Source organism: Mastigocoleus sp. MO_188.B34 (assembly GCF_030065675.1).
Classification (GTDB): Bacteria; Cyanobacteriota; Cyanobacteriia; order Cyanobacteriales; family Nostocaceae; genus Mastigocoleus.
On the sequence record NZ_JASJDK010000210.1, the window covers coordinates 1 to 8059 of the forward strand.

The window sequence follows — 8059 nt, forward strand, 5'->3', positions numbered from 1 at the left end:
CTTTATGATGGTTATTTGACAGTAGTAACTGAAGCTTGGCATTTACACTTATGGGTTGATGAGAATTTAGGTGGTCCTAATAATCAAACTCCTTTGGAATTAAGACGACAAAGAAGAGTAAGTCGTGCGGCTTTTTATCGACGTTTTAATAAACATGGGAAAACCAGAAGTTGGGGAATTGAATTTTGGAATGGTTGTAATGAAAATGTAATGACAATTTTCTTACCTAATCCTTTAGTCGATGGTGAAAACTTATTACCTGAAGGTAAACCAGACTTATCTAAGTTAGCTCTCTATGAAGAATTACGGGAGATTTATGTATTAGGTACAAAGCCAATGCCGTTTACTCAAAATCCCTTAAAACGGTCTTATATTTCAGTTTGTACTTCTGGAAGATGTTTACCTTCCCGTAATTATAAACCTACTTATGAAGCATTAAAAAATGCTGTTGAAAAAGCAGGCTTAGATATAGAAGTAAGAACCTCAGGGTGTTTAGAAGTTTGTAAATTAGGACCTGTAGTATTTAATTCTGAAGATAGAACTTGGTACACTCGTGTTAAGCCAGAGATTGCTGAAGAAATTGTTGAAAAACATTTAATTCAAGGTAATAAAGTTACCGAGCATATTTATCCTCCAGAATCTGTTTAAACAAATATTGAATAAATTAGGATTTACAGAATAAGGTACATTCAGAGATTACGAGTTTAACCAAGAGAAATTTGTTGACTTGAAGTTATTCTCATTACTCCACAGAGATTTCTTAAATTTATTTCAAAAATAATGTTGGAAATTCAAAAAATTCCCATTAGTATCCTAAAAAAAATTTATGAATATAACAAAATATAAGAAAAATAATTTATTTTTTTTTGGTATTCAAACAATATTTGTTGCAGCTTTAATTATTGCTTGTAATAGTACTCCAAACAGTACAACAATCTCATCACCTGGAAACAAAGAATGCATTCAAAATTTTAATCCTAATACAGACTACTTTCCCAAAAAAGCCAGCATTAATTATGCTGCAGGCTTTGCTGTTGAATATCACAATAATTATAAAATTGTAACAGTAAAAAATCCTTGGCGGGAAGCGAAAACAGGTTTGAAATATGTTTTAGTTCAATGCGGTACACCAACACCAGAAGGATTTAAAGAAACTGAGGTAATTACAGTACCCATAAATACTGTTGCATCTCTTTCTACTACACATTTACCCCATTTAGCAAAATTAGGAGTAGTAGATAAACTCGTCGGTGTGAGTAATCCTAAAACAGTTAATACCCCAGAAGTAGTTGAGAAAATCAAAGCAGGTCAAATCGCAGAATTAGGCAATAATAATGTGAATTTGGAACGATTATTAGAACTCAATCCCGATCTAATCACAACTTATGGAACAGGAAATCCACAAGTCGATAATCATTCAAAATTATTAGAAGCAGGATTAAAAGTAGCAATCAATGCTGAATATATGGAAACATCGCCGTTAGGTCGTGCAGAATGGTTAAAGTTTACAGCTTTGTTTTTTAATAAAGAAGATATTGCAGAAAAAGAATTTAGTGAAATAGCGAAGAAATATCAAGATATTGCTGAAGCGGTAAAATCTATCAAAAAGCGCCCAAAAGTATTTACTGGATTTAACTTTAAAGGAACTTGGTATACTCCAGGATGCAAAAGTTATGCAGTCCAATATTTAGCTGATGCTGGTGCTGATTATTTTTGTGCTGAAAATTCTTCTGGTAGCACACTTTTATCTTTTGAAAATGTTTTTGAACGCGCTGCTACAGCAGATTATTGGTTAAATGTAAGTCAATCTTGGCAAACTTTAAAAGATGTAATTACAGCAGATAGTCGCTATGGTGATTTTCAAGCAGTGAAAAAGGGTAATGTTTACAATAATAATGCTCGTTTAAATGAAAATGGTGGTAATGACTATTGGGAAGGTGGTATTAGTAATCCGAATCTAGTTTTAGCTGATTTAATTAAAATTTTTCATCCTGAATTATTACCAAATCATAATCTGGTATTTTACCAAAAACTGAATTAATTATTTTCTGTTTTTGTTTTTATTTTTATTTTCAATATATATCATTTATCTTACAAAATTGAGAAAAATAGTTTCGTTAGGATATTTGAAGTTGTTTTAAAAGGAGGATATTAAATAAATTGAATCAACTATTAATTAAGCAATTTTTTTTAATAAGGTACGTTACGCTGTCGCTAACACACCCTACTGGACTGACACGCCTAAAATGATGCAATAGATTTGTCCTAAAATTTATTTCAATTAATGATTTTTGGATTTTGCTAACACACTATTTTAGCTGTGTCAGTCCACTACGAAGGGACTTTGATTTTTTATCATAAATTATATGTTTATACGTAAAGGTCGAAATTATAAGAAAAAATCACAAAAAAAGAAAACTCAGAAAATTATTATTTTTGCAATTTTACTAATTAGCTTAATTTTTGTATTTTTGTTGGATTTAGCTTTTGGCTCTGTTCACATTCCAATTCAGGAAGTTATTAATATTCTTCTGGGAGGAGAAGCAATAAAAGCCAGTTGGAATACTATTATTCTCAAATTTCGCTTACCCAAAGCCTTAACTGCAACTTTAGCGGGTGCTGCTTTAGGTGTGAGTGGTTTGCAAATGCAGACCCTATTCAAAAATCCTTTAGCTGGACCATTTATCTTGGGGATTAGTTCTGGTGCTTCTTTGGGAGTCGCACTTATAGTACTCGCAGTCAATACCACTGCTATGGGTGCGTTGCTCGCAAATTTTGGAATAATTAACGACTTAGCTTTAGTTATAGCTGCTACTTTAGGTGCAGGATTGGTACTGGGAATGGTGCTACTAATATCTCATCATGTAGCCGATTCCATGACACTATTAATTTTGGGATTACTGCTTGGTTATGCAACTAGTGCGATTGTCAGTATTTTGCTTCAATTTAGCGAGAATAATCAAATTCAATCATATTTGCAATGGACCTTTGGAAGTTTTGGTGGTGTAACTTGGCGACAGATGATAATTTTAGCCCCTGTGGTATTGCTAGGATTAATTGTATCTTCACTGTTCTCAAAACCCTTGAATCTAATGCTTTTAGGTCAAACTCAGGCTCAAACTTTGGGTTTAGCAGTGCAAAAAACAAGATTTTGGATTATTGGTAATGCTTCAATTTTGGCTGGTGCGATTACTGCATTTTGCGGTCCTATTGGATTTTTAGGTGTTGTGGTTCCCCATCTATGTCGTAGTTTATTTAAAACTGCAGACCATAAAATATTGATTCCCGTTGTTGCGGTGATGGGTGCGATACTAGCATTATTTGCAGATTTATTATCCCAGCTACCCGGTAGTCAGAGCGTTTTACCTTTGAACTCTGTCACTGCTTTGATTGGTACTCCAATTGTGATGTGGGTGATTTTATATCGTCATCGCTCAATATGAATATTCTCATTACTAAAAAGTCCCAGATAATATTTTCCAAACAGTAAAAAATGATCGGAAAATTTTTCCCGCTCAAAATTCATTTTCCCTCTCAAAATTCAAATAACAGATTTCAGTTTTTTAGTTTTCCAGATAAAGAGAATATAGTAAAATACTGCACATTGCAGTAGAAATATTACCAAACTCAATCTTGGATCGCCTGTTTCATTTACTGTCCATACAGCATTGGTAGGAATAGCTGAATCCTTTGTATTCATTAAGAGAAAAATACTCATATTATTTGCCGCATGAGTTCCAAGAGCTAATTCTAAGCCATTATCTTTAAGGGTTATCAAAGACATAAATGCTCCAAAAGCAAAGTAGGTTAAAGCTAACCAAACTGGTCCTCGTTGTAATTCTGGATTTAATAAATGTGGGAACATAAATAACAGACTAGTAATAATAATTAGGAAAAATTTATTTTTAGTAACTAGACTCATTCCCTGTAGAAGATAGCCACGGAAAAATAATTCTTCTGCTGAAATCTGGATCGGAGTTAATATCAGTGCAAATAAAAGTAATGGGAACCATTTCTCAGCTTGAAAAGAAAAAGTATAGTTTTGAGGATCTATAAATATAAAAACCCCCATCAAGATTAACTGCAGCAAGAACCAAATAGAAAAGCCTAATAGCAGACGTTTGGAATTAATTTGAGCATCTGCATTAATTAGTGTCCTAAATTTACGTTTATGTAACCACTTGACAACTATAAATATTGCTAAGACAAAGAAAATAAATTGGATATTTACTGTCACAAAAACTTCAGTGGAAGGGGTTTTAAAAAAAGTTTGTAACTGTTTCAGTAATTGTTCTTGTAACTCTGAAGTCCCGATTGAAGTTTCATCAAAAGATAACGAGGAATTTACAATAAATACAGCAATAATTCCGACAATGAAACTACCAATAATAATCCAGGTAAATAGTATCGTTAATATTCCCAATAGATAACGCCACCAATGATTATTACCTTGCTTGGATATTTCTAAGTAACTTTTACTCATGGCTCATACCTTATTCAATAAATAATTTCTATTCTTTCAATTAAAACCTGGGTTGAAAAATATCGGATATATTTTGTAAGTAACAAGCCAGACAAAAGTTTATGCAGACTGGCTTACATTTGAGTGTTGATTCTGCTTAACTTTAATACTACATTTTGTTACATTATATTTACATTGTATCAAAAGTCATAGGAATTAAAAGTCCTTCAGGTCAATTCGTTTACGAACTGATAATATTATTAGGAGCATTAATTTCATTTAAGTTTGTTTTAGTTAGTCAATAAATTCAAGTTGTAATCCTTTTAATATCGTAAAAAATGACTATCGAACCAAATAAGTGTGTCATAAAAAAATCAACAGATTCTTTAGAATATAAAGTGTTATGTGATGTAGTTGATAGTGCTTATGTTTTTTACAATACAGTAATTCCCCAGATGATGGAAGATCGAGATCTTGGCGTTAGTGAGGAAAGTGTTAATTCTAAGAGAGGGAATTTTCAACCAATTATTAATCTTCAAGAACATGCAGAAAATATATTAGATTACGTTCTAAGTTCCTTCTCAACAAAAGATACTAATGAAATACAGGGTTCAAATAAGATAAATTGTTTTTCTTATCAAGAAAATATCATTGATACAAACAATTTTTCATCTTTGAGAAATTGGAGAGAACCCAATGATATGTTATCTAATGCAGTTACTACAAATATAAGCTCCAGCCAAACAAACTATAAAATCGATGGAGTTATTGGGAATAACTCCTATATTGCTCTTGCGAGAGATATAGACCTGTTCAGCATTAATCTTAATGCAGGCGATCGCATTACTATAGATGTTGAGACTCCTGATTATTCCACCTTAGATTCTATTTTAGGGGTTTTTGGAAATAACGGAAATCGCCTTGCTTTTAACAATAATGATTCTGTACTAAACAAAGATAATACAACAGATTGTTATATTGACTTTACTGCCAATAAAACTGGTACTTATTATGTCGGAGTGGGAAGCAATCGTGGTAGTAGTGAAGGTCGATATAATCTCAATATAAATCTAAATTCCGACCCCAATCTAAGTTCCGACCCTAATCTAAGTTCTGACTCCAATCTAATTTCTAATCCCAACCCGAGTTCCAATTCTGGATTTGATATTACAATCAACTTTACTGGTAATGAATTGACTACAAGTCAAAGAGCAGTTTTTAATGAAGCTGCGAACAAATGGAGTAGCGTTATCACCGGCGATATTCCTGATGTTAACGTTCAGGATTTTGGTTTAGTTGACGATCTTGTTATCAATGCAAGTGCTCGTTCCATAGATGGTCGTGGTAATATTTTGGGTCAAGCTTCGCCACAATTACTCCGTTCTGATTCTGGCTTACCCGCAGTAGGAAACATGGAATTTGACTCTGCAGATTTAGAGCAGTTAGAACAAAGCGGACAACTTGTAGATGTAATCGTACATGAAATGGGTCATGTATTAGGTATTGGTACTCTTTGGAAACAAAAAGATTTGGTAACCGGTTCTGATACTAACGATCCGCGATTTACTGGTTCTCGTGCTACTGCTGAGTATAATCGTATTTTTGGGCTAAATGAGTCCTCTGTCCCTATTGCTAATACAGGAGGAGAAGGAACTCGCGAAGGACATTGGCGCGAATCGGTATTGACTAATGAGTTGATGACAGGGTTTATTAACTCTGGTGTTAATAATCCTCTCAGTAGTCTCACCGTAGCTTCTCTAGAAGATATTGGTTACGAAGTTAACTTAGCCGCAGCAGATCCTTTTTTCACCTAGTACCACTGCGTCGTAGTCATTAGCACGGCGTGTCCGTAGGACATAAGTGTTTTTTTTGCTAGCTTTGACCTTTTATAAATGGGTGCTTTATTTCCGCCGTATGTACTGGTCGTGTATTTGCAGTTTCTCAAATACTTTTTCCTGACTGCGATCGCTCATCTTTATCTCCTTGAAATTGGATATATTGTAGTACTTGTTAGTTTTTTCTTTTTCCAAGAAAGTAAAAAATGTACTTTTGGGTATATTTACAAAACCTCTTTAATTCATATCAATAAGTATTACAATTCATAGTTGTGTAATGACTAACTTTATTGGGTACAGTAACTTTTTGACCGCTAAAGTCTCTACCAAAATAACCATCATCAAAACCACGCCCAAATTCACCTCCAGCAGTACGAGCTTTGTAAGCTTTCCCTTTACGAAAATTTCTCTTTCCTTGACGATACCCATCAACATAAGCGTTTGGGTGATATGCAGGATCTTCATTAACAATCTCATGAGTGACAGGATGACAGTATTTAATTTTGTATTCCTGTTGTTTGTATTCTTCGTTCTCAAGAATAATGATTTCCGCTTGGGCTAATTGGTTATTTGCCAGGGTTGTAATGGAAAATAAACTTAATAATACGCTACTTACAAAAATATTTTTCATTATTTTCAAATAATTAATATACAATGAATTTTTAGCATTGCTTGAGAAAAGCAATTTTTATCAATAGTATTTAGTTAATTACTATTAATATTCTTGGTTTGCTTTGATATTTATATATTACAGAGTAGTAAATTGACTGTCCCAGATAATATTTTCCGGATAATCAAAAAATAACGGAAAAATTTTTCCGAACACAAAAAATAGCGGAAAAGTTTTTTATATTAGTGATACTTGCTGTTCAAATAAGAAAATAAATGCTAGTTTTTTAAATAGTTTGGTAACTATGGCGCGAGCATGAAAAATTGGCAACTTTTTTTAATTTCGGAGGTGTTTCGTGAATATGATTTAAGCAAAAAGGAGCAAGCGATTATGCTTGCAAAATTTCCTGACGAAGAAACAGTCAAAGTCAATAGACAAGTTGCAGACGGAGCATTTGAAGACGATCGCCTACCAGCAGATCCAGAAACTATCAGGAGACAACTCTGGACAATATATAACGAACGTTTTTCTCCTAAAGAGAACCGCGAATACTTTCCAGATTATGATCGCAAAGGTAGTAGTGCTAAAGATAAACTCTTTCAAGCCTGGTTAAAAGAAAAGTATTTGAAATGGAAGAGTCTTAATATTGACTCTAGCTCAACAAATCCGACAGCCAAAAACCAAGAGTTTACTAGTCCAATAATTACCCATCAAAAAACTACCCATCAACAAGTTACTGAGAAAGAAACTAATAAAAAAGTAGCGTTCGAGCAGAAAAGCTCTAATTTTCTCGCTAATCCTTTTATTCCCTTAGTTGGTAGAGTTGACGACCCGCAACTATTTTTCGGACGTGATCGAGAAATTAAGCAAATATTTGAAATTCTCAATAGCGGTAGTAGCGTGACATTGATCGGTGAAGAGGGTATCGGTAAGTCATCTATCCTGTGGAGTATTTGTCAACAAGCCGATAATTTTCTTAATTCATCCCGCGATTCAGTTTTTTTAGATTTAAATTGGATTCATGATGAGAATGAATTTTATACAGCTTTATGTGAAGAAATTAGACCTGTCCGGAATATTAACTTGGTGCCAAAAAAATGGTAGAACGGAGTTTTCACCGTCTACCAAAATGAAAAATCCACTTCATTATAT

General features: G+C 33.4%; 7 protein-coding genes. 5 read left to right on the forward strand and 2 right to left on the reverse strand.

Going from position 1 to position 8059, the window contains the following annotated elements; translation table 11 throughout:
* The 3 genes from QNJ50_RS27880 to QNJ50_RS27890 form a co-directional block, all read left to right on the forward strand.
* Nucleotides 1–648 (forward strand): (2Fe-2S) ferredoxin domain-containing protein (locus QNJ50_RS27880; protein ID WP_300642264.1); only part of this gene is annotated, 648 nt, incomplete at its 5' end.
* A gap of 178 nt (nucleotides 649–826) precedes the next feature.
* Nucleotides 827–2041, forward strand: coding sequence for an ABC transporter substrate-binding protein (locus tag QNJ50_RS27885; protein WP_300642267.1), 1215 nt, complete (start codon nucleotides 827–829; stop codon nucleotides 2039–2041).
* Nucleotides 2042–2366: 325 nt separating this feature from the next.
* The gene (locus QNJ50_RS27890; RefSeq protein WP_300642270.1) at nucleotides 2367–3443 is read left to right on the forward strand and encodes an iron ABC transporter permease; all 1077 of its coding nucleotides are present in this window, start codon (nucleotides 2367–2369) and stop codon (nucleotides 3441–3443) included.
* A 98-nt stretch (nucleotides 3444–3541) separates the two neighbouring features.
* Here the strand turns inward: QNJ50_RS27890 and QNJ50_RS27895 are convergent, their stop codons facing one another.
* Nucleotides 3542–4483 carry a CPBP family intramembrane glutamic endopeptidase gene (locus QNJ50_RS27895; protein ID WP_300642273.1) on the reverse strand — a complete coding sequence of 314 codons (942 nt, stop codon included), beginning with the start codon at nucleotides 4481–4483 and terminating at the stop codon, nucleotides 3542–3544.
* A gap of 317 nt (nucleotides 4484–4800) precedes the next feature.
* On the opposite strand from QNJ50_RS27895, the gene QNJ50_RS27900 reads away from it, so the two are divergent.
* Nucleotides 4801–6276, forward strand: a complete 1476-nt coding sequence (locus QNJ50_RS27900; RefSeq protein ID WP_300642276.1) for a leishmanolysin-related zinc metalloendopeptidase — start codon at nucleotides 4801–4803, stop codon at nucleotides 6274–6276.
* Nucleotides 6277–6544: 268 nt separating this feature from the next.
* Here the strand turns inward: QNJ50_RS27900 and QNJ50_RS27905 are convergent, their stop codons facing one another.
* Entirely contained in the window at nucleotides 6545–6928 is a 384-nt protein-coding gene (locus QNJ50_RS27905; protein ID WP_300642279.1) for a hypothetical protein, read from the reverse strand.
* Nucleotides 6929–7297: 369 nt separating this feature from the next.
* Here QNJ50_RS27905 and QNJ50_RS27910 point away from each other — a divergent pair, with 369 nt between their 5' ends.
* A complete protein-coding gene (locus QNJ50_RS27910) occupies nucleotides 7298–8011 on the forward strand; it encodes a hypothetical protein (RefSeq protein WP_300642282.1) in 714 nt (237 codons plus the stop codon).
* Nucleotides 8012–8059: the final 48 nt, after the last annotated feature.